Source organism: Mesorhizobium sp. M7A.F.Ce.TU.012.03.2.1 (assembly GCF_004006095.1).
GTDB lineage: Bacteria > Pseudomonadota > Alphaproteobacteria > Rhizobiales > Rhizobiaceae > Mesorhizobium.
Genome location: NZ_CP034779.1, coordinates 6,610,788 through 6,636,333 on the forward strand (window position 1 = coordinate 6,610,788; position 25,546 = coordinate 6,636,333).

Genomic DNA, 25,546 nt, shown 5'->3' on the forward strand with positions numbered 1-25,546 from the left:
GGTCAGTCCCTGTCCATCGCAGCGGGCAGCTGTGGCCGTGCGTGAAGATAGCGTGCAGCGCGGCGTTTGCTGACGATATCCTTATAGACCTTCTCGACTTGCGCGGCAGTGAGGCCGGCGGCAGCGGCAACCACGCCGGCCGAAATTCCGTGATTCATGCCGTAGAGGCACAAATCCATCAGCTGATAGGGCAAGGCGAAGTAGAACTCCTCCTGGGTTTGCGCCATGGAAAACGTGTCCGTGGTCGGCGGCCTTGTTCGCACCTCCTGGTCAATACCAAGATATTCCGCCAGATAGTAAACCTGGGTCTTGTAGAGATGGACGATAGGCATCACGTCGGCGACGCCGTCGCCCTGCTTGACGAAGAAGCCTTGGTCGTATTCGAGCCGGTTCGGCGTGCCTGCCACTGCATAGTTGAGGCGGTCCGCGTGATAATATTCAGTCATCTTGCGAACCCGCTGCTTGTAGTTGGTGGCAGCGACGATCTGCAGGTAAGCCGCCGGCGACAGACGCACGGTGTCGATCTTTCCGTGCGGATCCTCGACCGTAAGGCGCGTGATATTGAGGCCGCTGCTCTCCAGCACCGATGCCATGACCAGCTTGCATTTCCAGCCTTCGCCATATCCAGGGACGGCAGTTCGGATGGCCTCGATCTGTCGGGCGTAGGCGCCGATGCCTTCAAGCGCCGGCTCGATATCTTCAAGGATTGTGTCGATGCCAAGCTGCCCGGCGACGCTGCGGCCAAGCCTCAACGAGTCGCCTGACGAATGGCGCTCCGGCATGAACAGGCCGAGCACCTTGTCCTTCCCGAACGCCCGTGCGCACAGCGTTGCGACGACCGAACTGTCGATGCCTCCGGAGAGCCCGACGACCACTCCGCGACGCCGTTGTGTGCCGAGAACCTGTTCGCGCAAAGTCTCGACGATGCGATCGATCTCCAGCCGGGCATCGAGCGCCAGCACATCGCTGCTGAATTCCCCGATCAGGTCGATGACACTGCCTCCTGTTGGCGTGACTCGACTGAAGAGTAGGTCTCGGTCACAGCGTTTTCGATGAGCGGGCGATTGATGGTCAGATGGGGCTCCACGACCATGTCGATGTGAGTGCCGGCGATCGGAATGACGTCCAGATGGACGAATGCCCGGTCCCACCCGAGTGCAAGCGGCATTCCGGGCCGCGCGCAACGGAACAAGGTGCCGGTGATCGGCAGTATCGGCCTGGGTTCTGCCAGCCATTGGAAGAAGGCGCGCGCCCGCAGAACCTCCTGCAGTTCCAGTTTGGTTCTGAAGCTCGTCGGGTTGAACTGACCCTCGGCATAGCGGTCGAGGAAGCTGGCAAGCCGGGATTCGCAGTGCATTTTGACCGCGACCTTGGCAAGCGCGCGGCACGCCACCCGACTAGCCGATATACGATTGGTTCGGATCCGGTGAAATGTCCGGGTAATGGTCTCCCAACGCTTGCTGCGCTCGCCGACCAGACTGGTATCCAGAATGCCCGTGAACGCTACCGCTCGCCCTTGATCAAGCAGACGCGCGGCAACCTCAAAAGCGACCGCTCCTCCGAGCGAGTGGCCAAGCAGGCGAACACAGCCGGTAGGCTGCACGCGGTTGATATGATCGATTGCAGCTTCGACCATTGCGGCGACAGTGTTCTGACCTTGCAGGATCATGCCCAGGGCCGGATATCTGATGGGAGACACCCTGGCGACCTTGCTTATTGCCGATGCGAACGAAGCAAGGCTCGGACCATAGCCGACCGAACCGGGGAAAAGGAAAAGCAGCGGAGGCTCGTGTTTCCAGGCGGGCGCGTGCTCTCCGCCTCCTTGAGCGGAAATGACCGCTGCAACCATCTCATCGAAGCTCATTCCAACCGTGAAGGCTTCCAATCCGAGCTCCTGCCCGATCGCGCTTTCGATTTCCATCACGCAATGGAGCAGCTTAAGCGAATCTCCCCCCGCTTCATCCCAGCACCCCAGGGCGACCCGCGTCTTAAGGACCTTGGTCCAGGCACGCCGTACTATCTGATGAGCAGGAACTTCATTTCCCGCATGGGCGATTTGCGGTGGGGGCGTTGTTTCCCGAACCGAAAGGTCGATTGCAGCCAGCGTTGCCATATCGATCTTTCCGCTGGCCAGTCGCGGTATCTCGGCGCTTGCATGGAGCCGCAGCGGGCAAAGCGCCGGCGGCAATTTTGTCCTGGCAAGTTGGCGCAGCTCGTCGCAAAAACTGGCTCCCGCCCCGCCGTGCGGGACGGCGAACGCAACCAGTTCATTCGCCGGGGTGACGATAACCACGGCATCCTTCACCGACGGCGCGCCACGCAGAACCCGTTCGAGTTCGGCCGGCTCAACGCGCCGCCCATTGACCTTTATCTGGCGCCCTTTGCGACCGATGATCCGCAACAGGCCATCACTCCCAATTTGCACAAGATCGCCCGTCGCAAAGATACGAAGCGTCTGGTCGTCGGGATCTATTTCAAACGGAACGACTGCCCCATTTTCCCAATATCCGAGTGCGACATACGGGCTTCTGATCAACAGTTCTCCGATCTTGCCGGGCTGAACCGGGTAACCCTCTTCATCGACAATCGCGAAGCCGATTCCCGGAAGCAGCCAACCGACGGGAGCTGAGGAATCGAATTCCGGCCAATCGTGCGGCAAGAACCACTGCGATCCAGTCGTTTCCGTCGATGAATAGCCGATCTGCACCAGGCAAGTTGGCGGGACAGCCTTGCGCACCAGGCGGATGTCGGCCGAGGACACCTTCTCGCCTCCAATTCGGGCAACCCTGAGTGAACCAAAGGCGTCCGCGGGCTCATCCGCCAGGAGAGCGCGAAGCAATGCCGGCACCAGATAGGTGATCGTCACGCCTTCCGATTGCATGCGGCCGCGAACCGCGCGCAGGCCCACGGCTTCGACCTCCACAAGCTGCAACGTAGCACCCGTAAGAAGAGCGGCAAGGATTTCCCGACAACCGGCGATGGTTGCCGGGCCGGTCAGGGGCAGGAAAACATCCTGCGCATTGATGTGGCACGCGTCGACATATTGCTGCACCCGGCACAGCAAGTTCCGCTGGCTGTTGACAATTCCCTTGGGGCGGCCCGTGCTGCCGGAGGTATAAAGCACGATTGCCGGTGCATCGACAGAAACGGTACGGTGTCCAGCTGGACGAAGCGTTGCCTGCAACGATTGCGCTATCTCGATCCGGGCAACGTGCTGGGGCAGATCAAGGCCGTGGAGGCCTTTGTCGCCAATTATGGCGGAGAGCCTCGCGTCGGCGACGATTTCGTTGATGCGCGAGTCCGGATCTCGCACGTTAAGCGGCACCGACGGTCGACCGGATGCCATGCTGGCCAGCATGGCAACGGTGTACCAGACCGAGTTGGCCTGAAGTATTCCAACCGCATTTCCGTCGGGAACGACGGCTTCAATCCGGCTGGCCAAGGCCTCGACCGCCCGAAAAAGCTCGGAATAGGTCAGTCGGTTGGTGCCGTCGCTGGCGGCTAATTTCTCGGAATAACGCCCGGCGATTTCCCTCAGGTGATCAAAGACCGGAATATCGACGAAGCCAGTTCCCATCCGTTGATGCAGGCGTAGAACGGGCCCGCCCTCGTCAAGAGCATGATCGGGAACTTTTGACCATCGACAAGAGACCACCGCTTGGTAGTCAGCCTGCACCGTTTGAATCGCCCTCGAAGATTCTAAATGCGCCAGAGACATAAGGGCCCCACGCTAGGATTGTTGCCGCTTATCGCCCCGCGGCATGATCTTTTCATCAATCATTCGGATGATGCGCGAGGCGGTCTTGATCGCTTAAATCGTTCGAAGTTGAGCATGCCAGCCTGCGCTCGCTCGGCTGTGCTACCTTACCGAAGTGTCGGGCTGTGCGCTGCGGTCCGCTTCGCCAGTGCCTGAAACGAAGCAGTATGCGAATACTTCCCCTCCAAGCTCATCCGTGACACGAACCCAGTTGTTTTCCCATGTCCTCAGGGTAACCTGGCGTCCTGTTGATATAGTCGCCGCCGTGAACGGGCTGGACGCATTGACATTACTCGCCGCAACCACGTCGTCCCCTTCCATTTGCTCTACCAGGTATGTTTGCATCACTGCTCCTGACTGCAGGGCATGGCCGGTGCAATTGCGTGTAGCTGGAGGCATGACCTTCCAACCGCAGGGAACGGATTTCGTTCCATGCAACAGGCAACCCTGCCGCCGGCAGTCAGCGTTCAGTCGCCCCGCCGCCCCCGGGCAGGACCATGGCCTAGCCGCTGAATGACTTGGTCAGGACTGAGCTATGCTTTGGCGAAGGTGGAGCCTCGCGCTGCGCCGCATGCTTCTGGAACAGTGCAATCTTGTCGGGATAAGTAATCCGGATTTCGCTGTGACACCCCTCGCAGCGATATTTGGATGCAACCTGAAACCAGCGCCCGGGTTTCAGCAAAGCCAATCCGCAACGCGGGCATTTGAACGTCATTTCAAGAGGGCATAGATTCTGACACAGCGGCATTTCGCAACTTCCATAAGAGATATCTAATGTTAGGCAACGGCAGCCGGCCGGAATCGTTCCTAGACGCCGTTCTTTTCGTCAGGCCGATGACCAACCCGGACGCCGGGAGACCATTTGCCCGCGATGCCAGCTTGACTGACGCAGGCCTGAACTCAGGCGCATCCCGCTTTCATGGTGACGTCGCGCCTGAGCGCCGATCGAACGGTTGTCAGAAGGTTTTGTGGGAACTTGTTCACCGGACCTCGGCACCGAGCGTGATCGCTTGGGGCGACGACGGGCCGCACGGTCGACGACACGACCTCTAATCCGGACGCCGAAACAGCGCCGCGCGCCAGCACAAGAAGGACGAAAGCAGCGCAACCAGGCGGCACTCCTTGAGCATCTCGCCTATACCGGTGCGCTCGACAGCCGCGATCCCGACCGAATTGATATGGATATGGAGGCGCTATTGAAGAGAACCGACGCATCCCTTGGGGAATGCGTCGGTTCCAGAAGCTTACGCGTGGCGGATTTCCGTTCCCAGCACCTTCAAACATTCGCGGATGAACGCAGCAAGCGCCGTCCAGCCTTTGGCAGAAACCATTGTCCCGTCCACATAGGCCTCGGTCGGCGACAGGTCGATATAGGTGCCACCCGCCAGTGTCACTTCAGGCTCGCAGGCGCCGAGTGCTGCGACCTTCTTGCCACGCACCACGCCGTCGACAGCGATCAGGATCTGCACACCGTGGCAGATGGTGAAGATCGGCTTCTTGGCCTCGTGGAAATGGCGCACGATCGCCTGCACGCGCTTGTCGGTGCGGATGTATTCCGGGCCGCGGCCGCCCGCGCAGTAGACGGCATGATATTGATCGAGCTGCCTCTCAGCTTCCGAGAAAGTCTTGTTGATCAGCGCATAGTGGCCGAGCTTTTCGGTGTAGGTCTGGTCGCCCTCGAAGTCGTGCAGCGAGGTCTTGATCAGATCTCCGGCGTTCTTGTCCGGGCATACCACGTGGATGGTGTGGCCGACGGCTTCCATGGCTTGCTGATAGACAAAGATTTCGTATTCTTCGGTGAACTCACCGGTCAGCATCAGTATCTTTTTGCCTGGCATGGCTCTTCCTCTCAGTGTTTGAGCTAGGCGAGGCGCAGACCGCGCCCTGCCTTTCGGTGAAATCGGATAGGGTTAGAATGGCGAGTCAGGGAAATAGTATTCCTTGGCGTTGGCTTGGGTGATCAACGGCGCGTCGAGCTTGACGGTGCCACGGACGGGTGCCTGGCCGATCAGGTTGGCGACGGTCATGTAGATCGCGGTCTTGATCATCGACGGCGGATATGGCGTCTCGACCGGCGTCATGGCGTCGCCGTCGATCACCTTCTTGACGATGTCCTTCATGCCGTTGCCACCGAGCGCCAGCTTGATATCGGTCCGGCCCGATTGCTTGACCGCTTCGAGCACGCCAAGCAGCATGTCGTCGTCATTGGCCCAGACCGCATCGATATGCGGGTACTTGGCCAAATAGTCCTGCATCAGCTTGAAGGCCTCGTCGCTGTTCCAATGCGCGTATTGGATGTCGAGGACTTTCAGGTTCGTACCCTTGATCGTGTCCTGGAAGCCCTTGATGCGCTCGTCGTCGATGACGGTCGGAATGCCGCGCAGCACAACGACGTCGCCCTTGCCGCCGAGCTTGTCGATCATGAACTTGGCTGTGTTGGTGCCAACCGCGATATTGTCGCCGGCGAGGTAAAGATCCTGGACGGAGGCGTCAGTCAGACCGCGATCGACGACGGTGATGAACGTGCCCATGTCCTTGATAGCCTTGACCGGCTGAGTCAGCTCTTCCGAGCTGTAAGGCAGGATCACCAAAGCGTCCAGCTTGCGGCTGGCCGACAGGTCCTCAAGCGCGCTGACCTGCTCCGCCGCGGACGGCGACGTCTTCACGACCACCTCGACGTTCGGGAACGCAGCATTGATTTCCTTGGCCGCCGCTTGTGCGTGATAGACGATGCCCGCCGTCCAACCGTGGTCGGCTGCCGGTATCGACACCGCGATGACCTTCTTGTCTTGCGCCATGGCCTGGCCGGCCAGCAGCAGCGCGCCAAGTGTCGCCGCCGCAATCCATTTTCTACTGAACATTGTCTTCTCCCTTGGACCTACAAGAACGTTGATCCGCGTGGTCCGGACGCGGCGCTATTTCGAATTCGAAAACCGCTGGATGAGCATGGCGATGATGATGATGACGCCCTGAACAGCGGCGACGAGGTATTCGGAGACGAAGTCCGACAGCACCATGAGGTTGGCGATGAGCTCCAGGATGACGGCGCCGGCGACTGTTCCCCACACATGGCCCTTGCCGCCGCGCAGCGCGGTGCCGCCAATCACCACTGCGGTGATGACCTGCAGTTCCCAAAGCTGTCCGGTCGTCGGCGTTGCGGCGCCCAGGCGCGGCACGTAGCAGATCGCGGCAATGGCCACGCAGACACCCTGGACGATATAGGCGACGGTCCGTGTCCTGATCACCGAGATGCCGGAATAACGGGCGACATCCTCATTGGCGCCGACCGCCGCGCATTTGCGGCCGTATTTCATCTTGTACAGGATGAAGGATGCGACCGCGGCGACGGCGATGGATATGAGGATTGGAACCGGGATGCCGGCAACCGTGCCGAAATAGACAGGCCGGTAGGCCTCGCGCAGCGATCGGTCGATCGGTATCGTGCCGCCGTCGGTCAGATAGGTTATCAGCGCCCGGAAAATCCCCATCGTGCCCAGCGTGGCGATAAACGGTTCGATCCTGCCGACCGTGACGATGAGGCCGTTGGCAAGCCCGCACAGCAGGCCGACCAGGATCGCCACCGCCATGCCGGCGGGAATAGCCCAGATACCGGCATGCGGCGCCACCGTGTTCATGAACATGATGGTGATGCCGGTGATGAAGGCGGCCATCGAGCCGACGGAAAGATCGAGCCCGCCGGACGAGATCACAAATGTCGCGCCGACCGCGATAATGGCGATGAAGGCGCTGCGAGTGATGACGTTGGCGAGGTTGGTGGCGGACAGGAAATCGTGGTTGATGAGGTAACCCACGACCAGGAGGGCCGCCAGCGCAAGGAAGGGTCCGATGTCGGTCCAACTGACATTGAGATCCAGGGCGCGACGCCTGGGTGCGGATTCGGTCATGACAGCCATTCTGTGCCTCCCTTGGCTTTTGGCCCTGGCTTGGGGCCACTGGTCGCCAGTACCGCCACGTTGCTTTCGGTCATTTCGGCGCCGCTGACCTCGCCGGTGATGCGGCCTTCGCGCATCACCAGGATGCGGTCGCAGATGCCGATCAATTCCTGCATCTCCGAAGAGATGACGATGCAGGCCTTGCCCTTCGCCACAAGCTCCTGGATGAAGGCATAGATCTGCGCCTTGTTGGCGATGTCGATGCCACGCGTGGGCTCGTCGATAATGACCACCGAAGGATCGGTCAGCAGCACCTTCGCCAGCAGCAGCTTCTGCTGATTGCCCCCGGAAAGCTGGCCCGCTTTGGCGCCGAGGCTCTTCAGCCTGATGTCATATGCCTCCACGGCCTGTTCCAGGGCCTTCGCTTCACTGCGCCGACCCATCGAGAGGCCGGGATGGAACACACCGAGCGCCGACAGCGTCAGGTTAGGCGCCAGGTGCTCCTGCAGCAGCAGTCCCTTGCCCTTGCGATCCTCGGTCAGGTAACCGACGCCGGCGTCGATCGCCGCGCGCGGCGATTGGAAATGGATCGACTTGCCCTCAAGTTCGACCTTGGCGGCCGACGGGCGCAGGCCGATAATGCCTTCGAAGAGTTCGGTTCGGCCTGCGCCGACCATGCCGGCGAACCCGAGGATCTCGCCTTTGTGGACCGTGAACGACACGTCCTCCGCATAGCCGGGAACGGAGGCGTTCCTCACGCTCAGCATCGGTACATCCGAAGGCGCTGCGGTCCTTTCAGGATAGAGTGCGGTCAGTTCGCGACCGACCATCAGCCGCGCCATATCCATCTGGCTCAGCGTCTTGCCGGGATAGGTGCCGACCATCTTGCCGTCGCGCAGAACGGTCACCTTGTCGGCCACCCGTTGCACCTCGTCCAACCGGTGGCTGATATACAGCACGGCGGTGCCGTGAGCCTTCAGTCGCAGGACGATCTCCAGCAGGCGCTCGACCTCGCCACCGGTCAGAACGGCGGTCGGCTCGTCGAAGATAACCAATTTATAGTCGTCAAGCAGAGCACGAGCGATCTGCACCATCTGCCGGTCTGCCAGCGAGACGTCGCGCACCAGTGCCCTCGGCGAGACCACGCAACCGATCTGCTCCAGTTTCTCGGCTGCCAGCCGGCGCATGGTGCGGTCATCCACGACCAGGCCACGCGAAAGCTCTCGCCCGAGAAACAGATTGTCGGTGACCGTGAGCCCCTCGGCGAGCAGGATCTCCTGGTGAACCAAAGCGATACCGGCATCCTGTGCCTGGCTGGGCTTGGCAAATTTCACCGCGTGTCCGTTCATCGACAATGTGCCGTGGCTTGGCTCGACATAGCCGGACAACAGCCGCATCAACGTCGACTTGCCGGCACCGTTCTCGCCAATGATGGCGTGGATCTCACCAGGGAGGACGTCTAGGGTGACGTCCGACAACACCGTCACCGGGCCGTATTGCTTGGACAATTGCTGGGCGCGCAGCACCGGTTCGAGCGAACCATGCGCATTGCTGGACAACGTGCTCCCGCCCTCCCCGGCGATATTCGCGGCAATGGACATCCGTTCCGACCTCAATCGAATGCCGGGAGCAGGCGATCGCGCGAGTGCTCTATATGGATGCGCATCGCCTTTGCGGCGGCATCGGGATCGGCAGAGCCGAACGCGGCAAGAATCGCCTCGTGTTCGTCAAGTGCCTCTTCGGTCACACGTGCATGAAACATCAGGCGGAAGATGTGGAAGTGCGTGTGCTGGTGGCTCAACGTCTCGCGGATGAGTTCGTTTTGAGAAAACTCCAAGATCTTGTCGTGGAAGATCGCATCCTGCCTGGCGAAGTTCGAATAGCGTACGCGATCATCCTTGCCTTCGCGGCGTGACATCACGCCGGCGGCTTCGAGCAACACATTGAACTTGGCCTCGTCCATCATTGCGGCGGCCTTCGCGGCGCCATGCGGTTCGAGCAGCAGACGCATTTCGTACAATTCGTCGAAACGGCGCCGGGTGATCTGGGGTGCGGCACGATAACCGATCAAATGCGTCTTGAGCACGAGGCCTTCGCCTTCGAGCCGGCCAAGGGCTTCGCGGATCGGCGTGTGCGAGACGTTGAATTCCTTGACCAGGCTGTCGACTGTAATGCGTGAGCCTGGTGGGATCTTCAGCGCCATCAACTGCGCGAAGATGGCTTCATAGACATCTTCGACGAGACTGTTGGCGCGCTGGATGCGACCAGCTCCAATGGTGGCGTCGCTTGGGTCGGGTAAGTTTGCGGTCTGCATATTTTGCCTCTTGACAGTGAGGACTGCTAACACGATGGTTCCGTCGATGCAATCCTATATCCTATACGATTTTAAAGCGGATATTTTTTAGGGGCGAGAGACACGCTCTTAGACCGTCCGATCCAAGCCCAGTTCAATGCCTCCGTTTCCAGTCAGCCGCCGTCAAAGGACCGATCATGACCCTCTTCGCCGCCCTGCGGTTGCCGCGTGAAATCCTGTTCGGGAAGGGGCAGCGCCATGTGTTGCCGACGGTCGCCGCCCGGTTCGGCCGACGCGCGCTGGTCTGCACCGATGAGCGTTTCGCGGGCACAGCGGTATTCGCCGACATCATCAAGTCCCTTCAGTCAGCCTCGATCGAAGTCCTTGTGCATGACCGCGTTCTGCCCGACGTGCCACGCGACACGGTCGGCATCTGTGTCGAGGAAGCGAAGGGGTTCAGGCCGGACATGGTGATCGGAATCGGCGGCGGCAGCTGTCTCGATTTCGCCAAATGCACCACGCTGCTTCTCAGCCATGGCGGCAAGCTCCAGGACTATTACGGGGAGTTCAAGGTGCCGGGTCCGACACTGCCGCTGATCGCCGTGCCTACCACGGCCGGCACCGGCTCCGAGGTGACGCCGGTCGCGGTGATTTCCGACCCGGACCGGACGCTCAAGGTCGGCATATCGAGCCCTCACCTTATCGCCGCAGTAGCTCTGTGCGATCCCGAACTGACTATGACCTGCCCCCCCGGCCTGACCGCGATCGCCGGCGCTGACGCGCTGACCCATGCGATCGAGGCCTTCACCGCCATGCGGCGCGGTGAAGACCCCAATCTGCCGCAACAGCATGTCTTCATCGGCAAGACTGCGCTGACCGACCATTTCGCGTTGCTCGCGATAAAACTGCTTGGCAGGAGCCTGGAGAAAGCCTGCAGCGACGGCACCGATGCCGACGCGCGCGCCGATGTCATGATGGGCGCTCTGGCGGCGGGCTGCGCGTTCGGCACCGCCGGCACGGCGGCGGCACATGCCGTGCAATATCCGGCAGGCGCCCTCACCCACACCGCCCATGGTTTGGGCGTGGCGACAATGATGCCTTACGTGATGACCTATAACAGCCGCGTCGCCGCTCACGAGATGGCAGAGATCGGCGCGGCACTTGGCTTGGAGACCAAGGCCAGAACCGCCGCCGAGATGGCAGCCGCCACAATCGAGGAGATCAGGCGATTGTTCGCGGCGATCGGTATTACGCCGACACTGGCGGATTTAGGCCTCCCCGCCGATAAGCTTGACTGGACAGCCGAGCAAGCGCTCGGCATCGACCGCCTGATCAAGAACAATCCGCGTGCCTTCGATCTCGGCACGATGCGACGCCTCGTCCAGGCTGCCCATGACGGCGACCTCGCCGCCTGCGTTATGTGAAAAACGGAACAAAGCGATGAACTTGAACGCTCAGCAACTCGACCAGGACGGCTATGACGTGCGCGGTTTTTCGCACGGGCTCTACATTGACGGCACTTGGCGACCGTCCTCCGACGGTCGGCTCATCGATGTCGTCGATCCCTCCTCCGGGGCGGTGATCGCGGCGGTTCCCGATGCGACAGTCGAGGACGCGACCGCCGCCGTCGAAGCCGCGGCCAAGGCGGCCAAAGGATGGCGGGAGACGGCGCCGCGCAAACGCTCGGAAATCCTTCGGCGCTGTTTTGAACTCATGGTCGAACGCTCCGAAACGCTTGCCATGCTGATCTCCCTGGAGAACGGCAAGGCGCTGCGCGACGCGCGCGGCGAAGTGGCGTACGCCGCCGAGTTCTTCCGTTGGAATGCTGAGGAAGCGGTCCGTATCACCGGCGAGTTCGGCACCGCGCCCTCCGGCAGCAATCGCATCGTGGTGGATTATGAGCCGATCGGAATTTGCGTGCTGATCACACCGTGGAATTTTCCGGCCGCTATGGCGACCCGCAAGATCGCGCCGGCGCTGGCGGCAGGCTGCACTGTCGTCCTGAAGCCGGCAAGTGAAACACCGCTGACGGCCTATGCGCTGGCGGCACTCTACAGCGAAGCCGGCGTGCCTGCCGGTGTCGTCAACGTGCTGACCACGACCAGTCCCGGGCCGCTGACTTCGGCCATGCTCGCCGATCCGCGCGTCAGGAAGCTGTCCTTCACGGGGTCGACGGGTGTCGGCCGAACCTTGCTCGGCGAGGCTTCAAAGCATGTCATTTCCTGTTCGATGGAACTCGGCGGCAATGCCCCGTTTGTCGTCTTCGACGATGCCGAACTCGACGCCGCCCTCGACGGCGCGATGATCGCCAAGATGCGCAACGCCGGCGAAGCCTGCACCGCCGCCAATCGCCTCTATGTACAATCGGGAATTTGTGATGCTTTTGCCGACGGGCTCCGCAAGCGCATGGCGGCACTTAAGGTGGGAGCGGGACCGAATGCAGACACAGAATGCGGGCCGATGATCACCAGAAAGGCTGTCGACAAGATCGACCGCCTGGTCAAGGACGCCGTGGGCCGGGGGGCCAAGGTGCTTTGCGGCGGGTCAATTTCGGAGGAAGAAGGATTCTTCTATCCGCCCACAGTGCTGTCCGATGTGCCGCCCGATGCGGAGATGGCGCACGAGGAGATTTTCGGCCCGGTGGCACCCATCACACGCTTCGACACCGAGGCCGAGGCGATCGCACATGCTAACAACACGGAATATGGCCTGGCCGCTTATATATACACACGCGATATTGGACGCGGCATGCGGGTGGCGTCGGGGATCGAGGCCGGCATGATCGGTCTCAACCGAGGACTGATGTCGGATCCGGCCGCACCATTCGGAGGCGTCAAGCAGAGTGGCCTTGGCCGCGAAGGCGGCCAGCACCACGGCATCGCCGAGTTCATGGAGGCTAAATATATTGCCGTCACCTTCTGAACCGGCAGTCATGTCAAAGGACCCTTTCCGCACGCGCGACCATGTGGCCGACTTTGACGATATCGTGGCCGACATAGTAAGCCGCAGCGCCGAAACCCGGGCGACCCTGCCAATGTCGGCTGATATCGCCTATGGCGAGGGCAAGGCCGAAAGGTTGGACCTGTTCTTTCCGCCCGGCGCGCGCAGGGATCTTCCCGTGCACATCTTCATCCATGGCGGCTACTGGCGCATGTTCTCCAGGAGCGACTATTCTTATGTAGCGAACACAGTCACCAAAGCTGGGGCGATCGCGGTCATCGTCGACTATGCGCTGATGCCCGAATTCAGGATGGCGGCAATCGTCGCCCAGGTCCGGCGCGCCAAACAATGGGTGCTGGACAATATAGCCGCTCATGGCGGTGACCCTGCCCGGCTAAGCGTAAGTGGTCATTCGGCGGGCGCACACCTGGCCTCATTCCTGTTCGAAAAGACGCCAATGCCATCGCGCATACGTGCGGCGCTGCTGCTAGGCGGCCTTTACGACCTCAAGCCCCTTCAGACGTCCTTCGTCCAGCCGCTAATCGGAATCACCGATGAGGAGGCAGCTGCCTTCACCCCAATGACGCGGTGGCATGACCCGGAGACGGCAGCGACCATTCTCGTGGGAGATCAGGAAACGTCACCTTTTCACCAGCAGGCCGCCGACTTCGGAAAGCGCTTGCGCGCGCAGGGGCACCTTGTCTGCGACCTCCGCCTGAATGACCGAAACCACATGAACAGCGTGCGTGATCTGGGCATCAGCGGCACACAATCTGGCGATTGCCTGATGGCGATGATCGAGGGAAACTGCCTATAGGACGGAACCTGGGGAAGCAGAGCCGCTTGACTGCCGGGCCAGACACTCCCGTCACTCAAGAAAGTACCGTCACGGGATCGCGGCACGCTACCGGCATCGGGCTGAGCTTTGCGGCAGGTGAAATCCGGCAGAGGACACAACCGACGATTCCTCATCCTCTTTCTCCACACTGACGAACTGCACAGCGCATCAGAAAATCGAAATTGCCCCTGGCGCCCTGAGTCGCGATGGTCTTAACGCAAGCAGCCGGCTTAGGGCTGTGGAGGAAACGTCGTCGCGGCAAAGCCCCTGGGGCAAGGCCGCTTTGGCACGCCGCTGGTTCAAACCGGCAGCGAGGGAGGAACTGACTTGGCTGGTTCGGGCAAATCCGACACCGCGCGCTTGGGCATCAAAATGTCCCAGGAACTCGTCGTCGGCGCGATCTCGGCCGTCCTGTTCCTGGTGTTCTCGGCGACGCTCAACAATTTCCTGAGCCAGGGCAACATCCTTGCCATTCTCAAGAATGTCTCGATCCTCGGCACGCTGGCCGTCGGCATGGGGTTCATCGTCGTCGGGCGCGGCATCGACCTGACCATGGTGGCGGTGATGGTGGTCGGCGTCGCCTTCAGCATTTGGATCTCCACCTGGGGCGTCGACTTCACGCTGGCCATCATGTGCGGCGCCATCCTGGTCGCGGTCATCGGCCTGTTCACCGGCGTCATGGTGGCAGTGGCCGAAATTCCGCCGATCTTCGCCACCCTTGCCATCGCATCCTCGGTCTACGGCTCTGGCCGCATCGTCTTTGCGTCCGACGTGCTCTATGCCCCCTCCGATATTGGCTGGCTGAAATTCGTCGGCAACGGAACCATCCTCGGCATCCCGATGTCGGTGATCATCTTCGCGGCGGTGGCCGCGCTCATGGGCTTCTTCCTGAGGAAGACCCGCTTCGGCCGGCTGGTCTATGCCACTGGCGACAACCCGAACGCGGCCCGCACCACAGGGCTGCCGACGCGCCCGATCATCGTGACGCAATATGTCATCAGCGCCCTCATTGCCTATACCGCCGGCATCATCATGCTGGGGCTGGTCACCGGCATCGACACCCGCCTCTACAATTCCAGCCTGATCTACGACGTGCTGCTGGTGGTCGTGTTGGGCGGCATCGGCCTCTCCGGTGGCCAGGGCGGCGTACGCAACGTCATCGTCGGCACCATTCTGGTCGGCATCCTGACCAACGGCATGACGATCCTGAACTTCAGCTACACCAGCCAGAATCTGATCAAGAGCGTGATCCTGCTGGGCGCGCTGGCGATCGACGCCATCATCAATCCGCGCGACGAGCAGACCTCGCAAAGCGGCGACATCTGAAACAAGAACCGAGACATAAATCTGGGAGGAGAAACATGAAATTGTTCAAGAACTGCCTGTTCGCGGGCATGACAGCGCTCGCGCTGCTGGGCGCGGCGAAAATCACCACGGCGCAGGAAACCGATCAGGTCGGCCGCTCCACTTATCTCGAGGCGCTCAAGGGCAAGAAGGTCATCTTCGTGCCGATCTCACAGGGCATGGACCTCAACCAGGCATGGGTGGTGGTGTGGCAGCGTCACGCGGCACGCTACGGCTTCAGCCTCGAAGTGCGCGATCCCTCCGGCGACACCAATGCCGGCATCCGCGCCATGCAGGGCGCCATCGCCGAGAAGCCGGACCTGATCATCGTGCAGAACCCCGATGTCCAGACCTACGCACGCCTATTGAAACAGGCGCAGGCGGCCGGCATCAAGGTGCTGCAAGTCAACATGCAGTCGGCCACCCAGACCGACAGTTATGTAGGCAATGACTGGATCGAAATGGGCCGTCTCGAAATGGGCGAACTGGCCAAACACTGCACCGGCCCCAATGCCGTCTCGCACAAGGTGGTCTGGCTCGCCGGTGTCCAGACGGGCGCCGCCAACATCTACATGCGCACCGGCATCGACGAGGTTCTGAAGGCCAATCCCGAGCTGCAGCTCGTCTCCGACCAGCCGGCCGATTACATGAGCGAAAAGGCCCGCCAGATCACCGAGACGGTCCTCCAGCAGCATCCGGACCTGTGCGGCATCATGGGCATCTGGGACAATGCCGAGGTCGGCGCAGGCGCCGCCGTCGCGGCCGCCGGCAAACAGGACCAGGTGACGATCGTTACCAATGGCGCCGGCAGCGCCACGGGCTGCGAGAGCATCAAGAACGGACTGCTCGACGTGATCTTCAACTTTAATGCCCCGATCCAGGCCGAGATCGCCGCACAGCAGATTTCCGAGCTGCTGCAGCAGCCCGAGCGGCAAGCGGGCAGCGAGAAGACCATCTTCTTCGGTCCGATCACCCGCGTCGACAAGGCCAATGCGACCGGCAGGAATTGCTGGAAGCTGGACGAGCTCAAGTAACGGACTTCCTTGATGAGCATGGCCGAAAGCCTTGTGCGCTGGCGCTACCGCCTGCTCCCCGACCACGTGGTCGGGGAGATCCTGACCAAGAAGTGGATCGACAGCGTCATCCCCTTCACGGCGCTGGTCATTTTGTGCGCGATCTTCGGCTCGATCGTGCCGGGCTTCTTCGATCTGGCGACGCTGACCAATCTCAGCGGCCAGACCGCCGAGCTTGGCCTGGTGGTGCTCGGCATGACCATCGTCATGGTGTCGGGCGGCATCGATCTGTCGGTCGGGTCGACCTTCGCGCTCGCCGTGTTGGTCACGCTGTATGGCATGAATGTCGAGCAGTGGAGCTTTGGTACCGGCCTTCTGGCGTGCTTGGGCCTCGGCGTCGTCTGCGGCGCCATCAACGGCTTCCTGGTTGGCTTCCTGCGCATGCGGGCCTTTCTCACCACGCTGGTGACGCTCATCATCTACCGCTCGACCTTCGACATCGTCTTCCCGCAGGTCTCGACGCGGATCGTCACCAGCGGTTCGGATTCGCCGGCCTATGATTTCCTTGGTTTCGGCACGATCTGGGGCGTGCCGACATCCTTTGTGGTCTTCGTCGTCATCGCGCTGATCATCCATCTCGTGCTGTCGCGCGCCCGCTATGGCTGGCGGTTGTTCGCGGTCGGCGGCGCGCGCCGCTCTGCCTACAATGCCGGCATCAATGTGCGCTTCATCTTGTTCAGCGCCTATGTCTTGTGCTCGGTGCTGGTGGCGCTCTCCGGCTTCTTCTTCTCGGCTCGCATCGGCAGTGCTGCTTCCGACATCGGCACCGGGCTCGAACTGCAGGTGTTGACCGCAACCGTGCTCGGCGGCATCTCGCTCGGCGGTGGGCGCGGCTCGGTCGCCAAGGCGCTGATGGGCACCGTCTTCGTGCTTGTCCTGTCGAACAGCCTGCTTGCGCTGGCCGTGCCCGGCCCGGTCAATTTCCTGATTCTCGGCATCGTGCTGCTTTTGTCGGTGCTTCTCGACGTGCGCTGGGTGAAGAACCGCCACAAGATCCTGCGCAGTGTCTACATCTCGCCGACCTTCGCCAAGATGCCGCAGGCGATCTCGACCGCGTCCGGCGCGCCGATGGCGGTGAACGACCGGTTGAAGGACGTCGGCGTCATCGGCCTCGGCTTTCTCGACGGCGCGGAAGATGTGATCTTCGACCGGCAGGACCGCCTCTACACCGGCAGCCGCCAAGGCGATATCCTGCGCTTCCAGCCGCCACACTACACCGACAGCGAAGTGTTCGCACATATTGGCGGCTCGCCGCTCGGCATGGCTTTCGACCGCGACGACAACCTCGTCATCTGCGTCGCCGGCATGGGCCTCTACCAGGTCTCGCCGGCCGGGGATGTAAAACTGCTGACCGCCGAGACCAACCGCTCGCTGACCTCGGTGGTCGACGACTCCACCATGAAGCTCGCCGACGACTGCGACATCCTGCCGGACGGCCGCATCGTCTTCTCGGAAGCGACAGTGCGCTTCGAGATGCATGACTGGTATGCCGACGCGCTGGAAAGCCGCGGCAACGGACGCATCATCGTCCATGATCCCAAATCCGGTTCGACACGCACACTGCTGTCGAACCTCGTCTTCCCCAATGGCATCTGCACGGCCTTCGACGGCCAGTCGGTGCTGTTCGCCGAAAGCTGGGCCTGCCGCATCAGCCGCTACTATTTCGATGGCCCGAAGAAGGGCCAGGTCGAGCGCGTCATCGAGGGCTTGCCCGGCTATCCCGACAACATCAACCGCGCCTCCGACGGCACCTACTGGCTGGCCCTGATGGGCATGCGCACGCCGGCATTGGATCTCTCGCTTGAAATGCCGGGCTTCCGCCGCCGCATGGCGCGGCGCGTATCGGAAGATGCGTGGCTGATGCCCAATCTCAACACCGGCTGCGTGCTGCGCTTCGACGAGAACGGCCAGATCCTCGAAAGCCTGTGGGACCAGGCAGGCGAAAAGCATCCGATGATCACCTCGATGCGCGAGCACAAGGGCATCCTCTATCTTTGCGGCATCTTCAACAACCGCATGGGCACTTTGCCCCTGAAAGGCGTCTATCCCGACTGGTTCAGCTCGGATTCCTACTGGGGCAAAAAGTCATGAGCGGTTTGAACCAGCTTCTTGACCGCTTTCTCGGCCGTGGCGAGTGGGCCGTGACCGTGCCGACGCTCGACGGGCCGTTGCTGCCCAACCAAGGACTGGAGGAAGCCGGCCAATTCGCCGGCCTCGCCGAGGCCGACAATCTCGTGCGCACCGAAAAGGGCCTCCTGGCAAGCAGCGCGAACCGGCTGATGCGCTTTAGCGCCGACGGCCATGCCGAAACCTTGCAGGAATTTCCGGGCGAGATCACCGCACTCGCCCATGCCCGCGGCATGACCGCGATGGCCATCGACGGCAAGGGCGTCGTCATCCGCGGCGGCCTGCATGACGGGCGCGAGGCGACGGGCGAGGAGGCTCGCCGCCTCTCCTGCATCACCGCTCTCACCTTCCTCGACAGCAACACCTTGCTGGTGGCCAACGGCTCGGCCTCAGTGCCGGCGAGCGGTTGGCGTCGCGACCTGATGCAGAAGAGCGTATCCGGTTCGGTCTGGCGGCTCGATCTGAAAAACGGCCGGCTGGAGTTGATCAGGGATGGCTTGGCCTGGCCGGCCGGCATCGCCACCACCGGCTCCAACCGCATCTACGTCTCGGAGGCCTGGCGCCACCGCGTGCTGGCGATCGACCTTGCCACCAAGGCGACGCTGCCCGTGCTGGAGCATCTGCCGGCCTACCCCGCCCGCATCGCACCGGCCTTCAACGCCGGCTACTGGCTGACCTTCTATTCCGTGCGCAACCAGTTGGTGGAGTTCATCCTGCGCGAGGACACCTACCGCACCCGCATGCTGGCGGAAGTCCCCGAGGCCTACTGGATGGCGCCGTCGCTCGGCTCATGGCGCGACTATCGCGAGCCCATGCAAGGCAGCCAGTTGAAGCAGATGAACGTGCTGAAGCCATACGCGGTGACAAGGTCCTACGGGCTGGTGGTCCTTTGCGACCAGAACATGAAGCCGCTGTCGAGTTTCCATTCGCGCGCCGACGGCAAGGTGCACGGGACGCTGAGCGCCTGCGAGCTGGGCGATGACCTTCTGGTCGCCTCGCGCGGCGGATCGCGGATCGTGCGCGTGGCGAGCGCCGCCAGTGGCAAGCGAGGCTAAGCGATGTCGGACGCCAACATCATTGAACTCAGGGACGCCGCCAAGGCGTTCGCGCGCATTCCGGCCTTCAAGAATGTCAATTTCGACCTGCGCAAGGGCGAAATCCATGCGCTGCTCGGGGAAAACGGCGCCGGCAAGTCGACGCTGACCAAGGTCATGGCCGGTGTCTTCAAGCTGACCGAGGGCAAGATGACCTTCGACGGCAAGGATGTGTCCTTCGCCACGCCCGCCGAAGCGCTGCGCGCCGGCATCGCCATGGTGTTCCAGGAAACCAACCTGGTGCCGGCCATGACGGTGGCGCAGAATCTCTATCTCGGCGAAGAGAAGATGTTCAACCGGTTGCGCGGCCTCTACATTCAGGCGCGGCAGTTCCTCGCCGGCATGGGCTTCCAGGTCGACCCGTCCGCGCAGGTCAGCACGCTGGGCGCGGCGCACAAGCAGATGGTGGAGATCGCGCGCGCCGTCCACCACAAGGCCCGCGTCATCATCTTCGACGAGCCGACCGCGACGCTGACGCCCGAAGAGAAAAGCCACTTCTTCAAACTTTTGCAGCGGCTGGTGAAGGAGGGCATCGCCGTCATCTTCATCACCCATGCGCTGGAAGAGGCGCTTGCCGTCGCCAACCGCATCACGGTCATGCGCGATGGTGAGATCGTCGCGTCCGGCGAAGCCAAGGGCTTCACCCGCGCTTCGATCGTGCAGGCCATGGTCGGCCGTACGCTGACCGAAACGCTGCATGGCGAGGTCAAGCGCACGGCGCGGCCCTATGGCGACAAGGTGCTTTCGGTCGAGAACCTGTCCTGCGCCGGCCTGGTGCGCAACTCTTCCTTCTCGGTGTTTTCGGGCCAGGTCACCGGCATGTTCGGCCTTGTCGGCGCCGGCCGGACCGAAATGGCCAAGGTCGTCGCCGGACTGTTGAAGCGCAACATCTTCCACGGCGGCGAGATCCGCCTGCTCGGCAAGTCGGTGCGTTACCGGGTGCCCAGGCCTGCGGTGCGCGACGGCATCGTCTATGTCACCGAGGATCGCAAGGTCGACGGCTTCTTCGAAACCATGACTGCGGGCGAGAACCTTCAAGTGGGTGAACTGACCGAGGGCGCCAATCCCGTCTCCATGGTGTCGCTGGCGCGGGCCAGGCAACTTGCCCGCGAATGGGGCGAACGTCTGAGCCTGCGGCAGACCAGCGACCGAGCCCGGATGATCGAGCTCTCCGGCGGTAACCAGCAAAAGGTCGTGATCGCCAAATCGCTGATCCAGAAGCCTAGGCTGGTGATCTTCGACGAGCCGACACGCGGTGTCGACGTCGGCGCCATCGTCGAGATCCACCAGCTCATCAGCGATCTCGCCGAGCAAGGCATGGCCGTCGTTGTCATCTCGTCCTATCTGCCTGAAATTCTCGCCGTTTCGGATCGCATTCTGGTGGTCAAGCGCGGCCGCGTGGTCGAGGAGATGATGCTGTCGGAGGCCACCGAGGAGCGCGTCATGTTCGCCGCGGTTCATTGAGCGGCTCGACAAGGAAGACACTTTTGCCGGTCAAGCCAGGACCAATGTCTGGCCGGTCCTATTGCCTTGCAATCGGTTCCGCGTCTGAATAGGTCAAAGGGTCAGATCACCCTGCCCGAGCGGATATGCCCAGCATTAATCTCAAACTTCTGCAGACGTTCCTGCTTGCCGCCGAAAACGGCAGCTTCCGTCGTGCTGCCGAGGAGAGCAATCGTTCGCCATCGGCGGTCTCGATGCAGATTCGCGACCTTGAGGAGCAGATCGGCATCTCGCTGTTTATCCGCACCGCACAGCGTGCAAGCCTGACGCCGGAAGGCCAGATCCTGTTCGAGGAGATCGCCAATGTGATGTCACAGGTGCAGACCAGCCTCGACCGGCTGACGGAGGTCGCCGCTCGGCGCAAGGGCAAGGTGCAGATCGCCTGCGCCCCGACGCTCGCGGCAAGCCGGCTGGGCGATATCCTGGCGACATTCAAGTTGCGCTATCCCCGCAGCATCGTCGAGGTCATCGAGAGCCCGCCGCAGGCCGCGCTTGGCCTTTTGCAACAGCAGGAGGTCGAGTTCTACATCGGCCCGGAACTGCCAAACCTGACGGACTTCCAGTTCGAGTCTATCCTCGACGATCCGCTGATGGCCTGCATTCCCACGGAAATATACGGCGGCGAAAAGAAGCTGCTGCTCTCCGACCTGCTGCGCTATCCGCTCATCCTGCTCAACCGCAAAACCGCCGTGCGCGGCCTTGTCGATCGGCTGACGGCGGCGGAAGGCATCGAGCTCAAGCCGCAATACGAGGTCGAAAGCGCACAGACGGCGGTGGCGCTGGTGTGTTCGGGACTTGGCGTCTGCGTGGTGCCCGGCATCGCCATTTCGCGCAATGACGAGCGCATGCGAGTGGTGCCGATCGACCATCGCGACGCCCACCGCTCCGTCGGCATCATCACGGCGCGGGGCTATGTGCACCACTCCTTCTCCGAACAGCTGATGAACCTCATCCGCACCAATTTGCGCGAACTGGCAAACTGAGCATCGCGCCTTCGGACAGGCACCTTGCACGAGCGCCGAGAATAGTGCGGGAACGCCGTCATTCGCAGCCCGGCCTCACCTGAATATCAGCGCACCCTCAGTCGGTCTGGATCCAGACCGATTTGGTCTCCAGATATTCATGCAGATGTTCGATGCCGCCCTCGCGGCCGTAGCCGGACATCTTCATGCCGCCGAACGGCACCGCCGGGTCGATGGCGTGGTACATGTTGACCCACACCGAGCCGGCCTTGATGCGGCGGGCGAGCTTGTGCGCGGTGCCCAGATGGGTGGTGAAAATGCCGGCTGCCAAGCCATAGGGCGTCGCATTGGCCCGCGCCACGGCTTCGTCGAGCGTGTCGAACGGCATCGCCGAAATCACCGGACCGAAGATTTCTTCACGCGCGATGGTCATCTTGTCCGACACCGCGCCGAAGACGGTCGGCGCGATGAAATTGCCGCCGTCGTAGGGCTCGCCCGTCAGTCGAGATCCGCCCGCTATCAGTTCCGCGCCTTCGTCGCGGCCGGCCTTGATATAGCCCACCACCTTGCCGGCCTGCCTGGCATTGATGAGCGGGCCGATTTCGGTTTCCGCCTCGATGCCATGGCCGATGCGAAGCCTGCCGGCAAACTCGGCGACCCGGCGCACGAATTCGTCATGGATTTCGCGCGCCACGAACAGCCGCGATCCGGCGATGCAGATCTGGCCCGAATGCACGAACACCGCCATCGCGGCGACAGGAACCGCCTTGTCGATGTCGGCATCGCGGCAGACGATGATCGGCGATTTGCCGCCGAGTTCCAGGGAAACGCGCTTGAGGTTTGTCACGCCCGCCCGCGCGATGGCCTGCCCGGTCAGCGTCGAGCCGGTGAAGACGATCTTGTTGACGTCGGGATGTTCAGCGAGCCGCGCACCGGCCTCCGCCCCGGTGCCGGTGACGACGTTGACGACGCCGTCGGGAACGCCGGCTTCCTGCATCAGCCTGGCGATCAGCAGCGGCGTCAACGAGGCGTCCTCCGAGGGCTTCAGCACGATGGTGCAGCCGGTGGCCAGCGCCGGCGCGATCTTCCAGATCGACGCGGCGGTCGGAGCGTTCCAGGGGATGATCGCGCCGACAACGCCCACCGGCTCGCGCCTTGTGAAGCTGACGATCTCGCCGGGGATCGAATTGTCTATGGATTCGCCATGCAGCGCGGTCGCCATGCCCGCATAGAAGCGCAGCATGCCGATGACGCGCCGCCGGTTGGCGAGCGTGCGCGTGATCGGCAGTCCCATGTCGAGAGTGTCGGAAACGCTGAGCTCTTCCCAATGAGTCTCGAAGAGATCGGCGATGCGCAGAAGCACGCACTGCCGCTCATAGGGCGAGAATTTTGACCACGGCCCTTCGAAAGCCGTGCGCGCAGCGGCCACCGCCGCATCGATGTCGGCGGCCGAGCCACGCGGGACGGTGGCCAGCACTTCGCCAGTCGCCGGGTTGAGCGCCTGCATCTCCTGGCCGGATTGTGCCGGAACCCACCTGCCGCCGACGAACATCGGCCGGAATTCGCCGTGGTAGAGTGCCGTGGCCTTCGCCCGCGGGTCGAAATTCAGCGTCATCCCTTCCTCCTCACAATTCCGTGGCGACTATGCCTCCCACGCCGGTCGACCTCAAACAAGGAAAGCTAAAAGGGCGTTCAGATAATCGGACTGTGCAATGTACGCGACTTCCCCGATGGTGCCGGCAACGGAGGAACAGATATGAGACTTGCTGGCAAGGTCGCTGTCGTCACTGGCGGCGGTTCGGGATTTGGCGAAGGCATCGTCAGGAAATTCGTCACCGAAGGTGCGCGGGTCGTGTTGATGGACCGTGATGAGGCCGCCGCGGCCCGCGTTGCTGCCGAAGTCGGCAAAAATGTGCGGCCAATCACTGGCGACGTCTCGACACTCGCAAGCTTCGAAGCGGCGGCAGACCTGGCCCGCTCGGCCTTTGGCGGTCTCGACATACTGGTCAACAATGCCGGCGTGGCCCAGCCGCCCCTGGCGCTCGAGACGATGGATGAAGAGATGTTCGACCGGATCGCCAACGTCAACATGCGATCCATCTACAATGGCGCCCGTGCGATCGTTGCGCATTTCAAATCCATCAAATCGGGCGCCATCCTCAACGTCGCCTCCACCGGCGGCGTCTCGCCGCGCCCGAATTTGACTTGGTACAATGCTTCCAAAGGCTGGGCGATTGCCGCCACCCGGGCCATGGCCGTGGAACTCGCCCCCTTCGGCATCCGCGTCAACGCCATCAACCCGGTTGCCGGCGACACGCCGCTTCTGTCCACCTTCATCGGCTCCGGCGAGGAAAACCGCGCCCGCGTCGTCGCCACCATTCCGATCGGCAGGCTGTCTACGCCGGCGGACATGGGCAACGCCGCGGCATTCCTGTGCTCCGACGAGGCCAGCATGATCACCGGCGTCGACCTCAATGTCGACGGCGGCAAGTGCATCTGAGCGTTAGACCATTTGGGAGTTGGCGATGAAGCCTGTCTACGAAATCGCCGTGGTGCATGGCGACGGCATCGGCCCGGAAGTCTGCGCCGCAGCGGTTCAAGTGGTGAAAGCAGCGCTTGGTCCCGGCAACCCCTTGCACTTCAGCGAATACCCGGCCGGAGCCGAGCATTTCCTGAAGACCGGCCAGAGCTTTCCCGAGCCGACCTTCCAGGCCTGCCGCGCGGCGGACGCCATCCTGCATGGTGCGGGCGGCTTGCCGGGCGTCGTCCATCCCGATGGAACCGAAGCAGGCCTGGATTTCACGCTGAGACTGCGCTTCGAACTCGATCTCTATGCCAACGTCCGCCCCATCAGGCTCTTCGAGGGCGTGCCTAGCCCGTTGAGCGGAGTGAAGGCCGGCGATATCGACTACATCATCTTGCGCGAGAACAGCGAAGGGCTTTACGCCGCGCGGGGATCGGGCGCCCTGTTGCGCGGCGAAGTGGCGGTCGACACGCTGGTGCAGACCCGCTCCGGCATCGTGCGCATCGTGCGCAAGGCCTTCGAACTGGCGCGCCAGTCGGGCGGCGCGCCTCGTGACGGCGTGCGCCGGGTCACCTGCTGCGACAAGGCCAACGTGCTGCGCAGCTATGCCTTCTTCCGCTCCGTCTTCGACGAAGTGGCGAAGGACTATCCCGATATCGCGACCGAGCACGCGCTGGTCGACGCCATGGCGATGCATCTCGTGCTGAAACCGGGCCATTTCAACGTCATCGTCAGCGAGAACATGTTCGGCGACATCCTGTCCGACCTCGCCGCCGCGACGGTGGGCGGGATGGGCATGGCGCCTTCAGCCGAGATCGGCGCGGCCAACGGCTTCTTCCAGGCCGCGCACGGCTCGGCGCCCGACATTGCCGGCCAAGGTATCGCCAATCCGTATGGGACGATCCTGTCGGCAGCCTCGATGCTCGACTGGCTCGGCCACAAGCATGGCGACGAGAGGCTCAACCAGACCGCGGCGCGCATCCGTCGCGTGACCGAGGACTGCCTGGCCAACGGGCTTCTGAGCGCCGACCTGAAAGGCAGGGCGTCGACCAGCGAGATAACCCGCTCGATCTGCGACCGGCTCGCGGCAGCGGCGTGACTGATGATCAAGGTGAAGATAGATCTTGTTGGACCTCGCAAGGTCGGCCAGACGCTCATGCGCCGGATATTCATTGCCGACCGGCACGAGGGCGAGGCT

General features: G+C 62.3%; 19 protein-coding genes. 11 read left to right on the forward strand and 8 right to left on the reverse strand.

Annotated elements, in window-relative coordinates:
• Positions 1–2: 2 nt before the first annotated feature.
• The 7 genes from nadE to EJ079_RS32710 all read right to left on the reverse strand — a co-directional run bounded on the left by nadE (position 3) and on the right by EJ079_RS32710 (position 9,964).
• Positions 3–986, reverse strand: a complete 984-nt coding sequence (gene nadE, locus EJ079_RS32670; protein WP_281040166.1) for an NAD(+) synthase — start codon at positions 984–986, stop codon at positions 3–5.
• Positions 983–3,676: an AMP-binding protein gene (locus EJ079_RS32675; protein ID WP_348629343.1), complete on the reverse strand. Its 2,694-nt coding sequence runs from the start codon at positions 3,674–3,676 to the stop codon at positions 983–985. The genes nadE and EJ079_RS32675 overlap by 4 nt, the downstream gene beginning before the upstream one ends.
• A gap of 1,325 nt (positions 3,677–5,001) precedes the next feature.
• The gene (locus EJ079_RS32690) at positions 5,002–5,595 is read right to left on the reverse strand and encodes a DJ-1/PfpI family protein (RefSeq protein ID WP_013533129.1); all 594 of its coding nucleotides are present in this window, start codon (positions 5,593–5,595) and stop codon (positions 5,002–5,004) included.
• Positions 5,596–5,667: 72 nt separating this feature from the next.
• Entirely contained in the window at positions 5,668–6,618 is a 951-nt protein-coding gene (locus EJ079_RS32695; protein WP_023808960.1) for a substrate-binding domain-containing protein, read from the reverse strand.
• A gap of 54 nt (positions 6,619–6,672) precedes the next feature.
• Positions 6,673–7,671, reverse strand: coding sequence for an ABC transporter permease (locus tag EJ079_RS32700; RefSeq protein WP_127395959.1), 999 nt, complete (start codon positions 7,669–7,671; stop codon positions 6,673–6,675).
• Entirely contained in the window at positions 7,659–9,251 is a 1,593-nt protein-coding gene (locus EJ079_RS32705; protein ID WP_127395958.1) for a sugar ABC transporter ATP-binding protein, read from the reverse strand. Before EJ079_RS32705 ends, EJ079_RS32700 begins: the two co-directional genes overlap by 13 nt.
• Before the next feature lie 11 nt (positions 9,252–9,262).
• Positions 9,263–9,964, reverse strand: a complete 702-nt coding sequence (locus EJ079_RS32710) for a GntR family transcriptional regulator (RefSeq protein ID WP_127267874.1) — start codon at positions 9,962–9,964, stop codon at positions 9,263–9,265.
• 176 nt (positions 9,965–10,140) lie between these two features.
• Here EJ079_RS32710 and EJ079_RS32715 point away from each other — a divergent pair, with 176 nt between their 5' ends.
• The 9 genes from EJ079_RS32715 to EJ079_RS32755 all read left to right on the forward strand — a co-directional run bounded on the left by EJ079_RS32715 (position 10,141) and on the right by EJ079_RS32755 (position 21,845).
• Entirely contained in the window at positions 10,141–11,367 is a 1,227-nt protein-coding gene (locus EJ079_RS32715) for an iron-containing alcohol dehydrogenase (protein WP_127811197.1), read from the forward strand.
• 16 nt (positions 11,368–11,383) lie between these two features.
• Entirely contained in the window at positions 11,384–12,865 is a 1,482-nt protein-coding gene (locus EJ079_RS32720; RefSeq protein ID WP_127811198.1) for an NAD-dependent succinate-semialdehyde dehydrogenase, read from the forward strand.
• A gap of 10 nt (positions 12,866–12,875) precedes the next feature.
• Positions 12,876–13,700: an alpha/beta hydrolase gene (locus tag EJ079_RS32725; protein ID WP_164874025.1), complete on the forward strand. Its 825-nt coding sequence runs from the start codon at positions 12,876–12,878 to the stop codon at positions 13,698–13,700.
• 393 nt (positions 13,701–14,093) lie between these two features.
• Positions 14,094–15,047: an ABC transporter permease gene (locus EJ079_RS32730; protein WP_236383139.1), complete on the forward strand. Its 954-nt coding sequence runs from the start codon at positions 14,094–14,096 to the stop codon at positions 15,045–15,047.
• A gap of 35 nt (positions 15,048–15,082) precedes the next feature.
• On the forward strand, positions 15,083–16,099 hold the full coding sequence (locus EJ079_RS32735; protein ID WP_127320431.1) for a sugar ABC transporter substrate-binding protein: 1,017 nt from the start codon (positions 15,083–15,085) through the stop codon (positions 16,097–16,099).
• Between the two features lie 12 nt (positions 16,100–16,111).
• The gene (locus EJ079_RS32740; protein ID WP_127811199.1) at positions 16,112–18,229 is read left to right on the forward strand and encodes an SMP-30/gluconolactonase/LRE family protein; all 2,118 of its coding nucleotides are present in this window, start codon (positions 16,112–16,114) and stop codon (positions 18,227–18,229) included.
• Positions 18,226–19,320: a strictosidine synthase gene (locus tag EJ079_RS32745; protein ID WP_127811200.1), complete on the forward strand. Its 1,095-nt coding sequence runs from the start codon at positions 18,226–18,228 to the stop codon at positions 19,318–19,320. The genes EJ079_RS32740 and EJ079_RS32745 overlap by 4 nt, the downstream gene beginning before the upstream one ends.
• A gap of 3 nt (positions 19,321–19,323) precedes the next feature.
• Entirely contained in the window at positions 19,324–20,823 is a 1,500-nt protein-coding gene (locus EJ079_RS32750; protein ID WP_127811201.1) for a sugar ABC transporter ATP-binding protein, read from the forward strand.
• Between the two features lie 125 nt (positions 20,824–20,948).
• Positions 20,949–21,845, forward strand: a complete 897-nt coding sequence (locus EJ079_RS32755; RefSeq protein WP_027036279.1) for a LysR family transcriptional regulator — start codon at positions 20,949–20,951, stop codon at positions 21,843–21,845.
• A gap of 97 nt (positions 21,846–21,942) precedes the next feature.
• On the opposite strand, the gene EJ079_RS32760 is transcribed toward EJ079_RS32755, so the two are convergent.
• Complete coding sequence (locus EJ079_RS32760; protein WP_127811202.1) at positions 21,943–23,439, reverse strand: aldehyde dehydrogenase family protein; 1,497 nt, start codon at positions 23,437–23,439, stop codon at positions 21,943–21,945.
• Positions 23,440–23,580: 141 nt separating this feature from the next.
• On the opposite strand from EJ079_RS32760, the gene EJ079_RS32765 reads away from it, so the two are divergent.
• Positions 23,581–24,324 (forward strand): glucose 1-dehydrogenase, encoded by a 744-nt coding sequence (locus EJ079_RS32765; RefSeq protein WP_127811203.1) that lies wholly within the window; start codon positions 23,581–23,583, stop codon positions 24,322–24,324.
• Positions 24,325–24,349: 25 nt separating this feature from the next.
• A complete protein-coding gene (locus tag EJ079_RS32770) occupies positions 24,350–25,447 on the forward strand; it encodes an isocitrate/isopropylmalate dehydrogenase family protein (protein WP_127811204.1) in 1,098 nt (365 codons plus the stop codon).
• Positions 25,448–25,546: the final 99 nt, after the last annotated feature.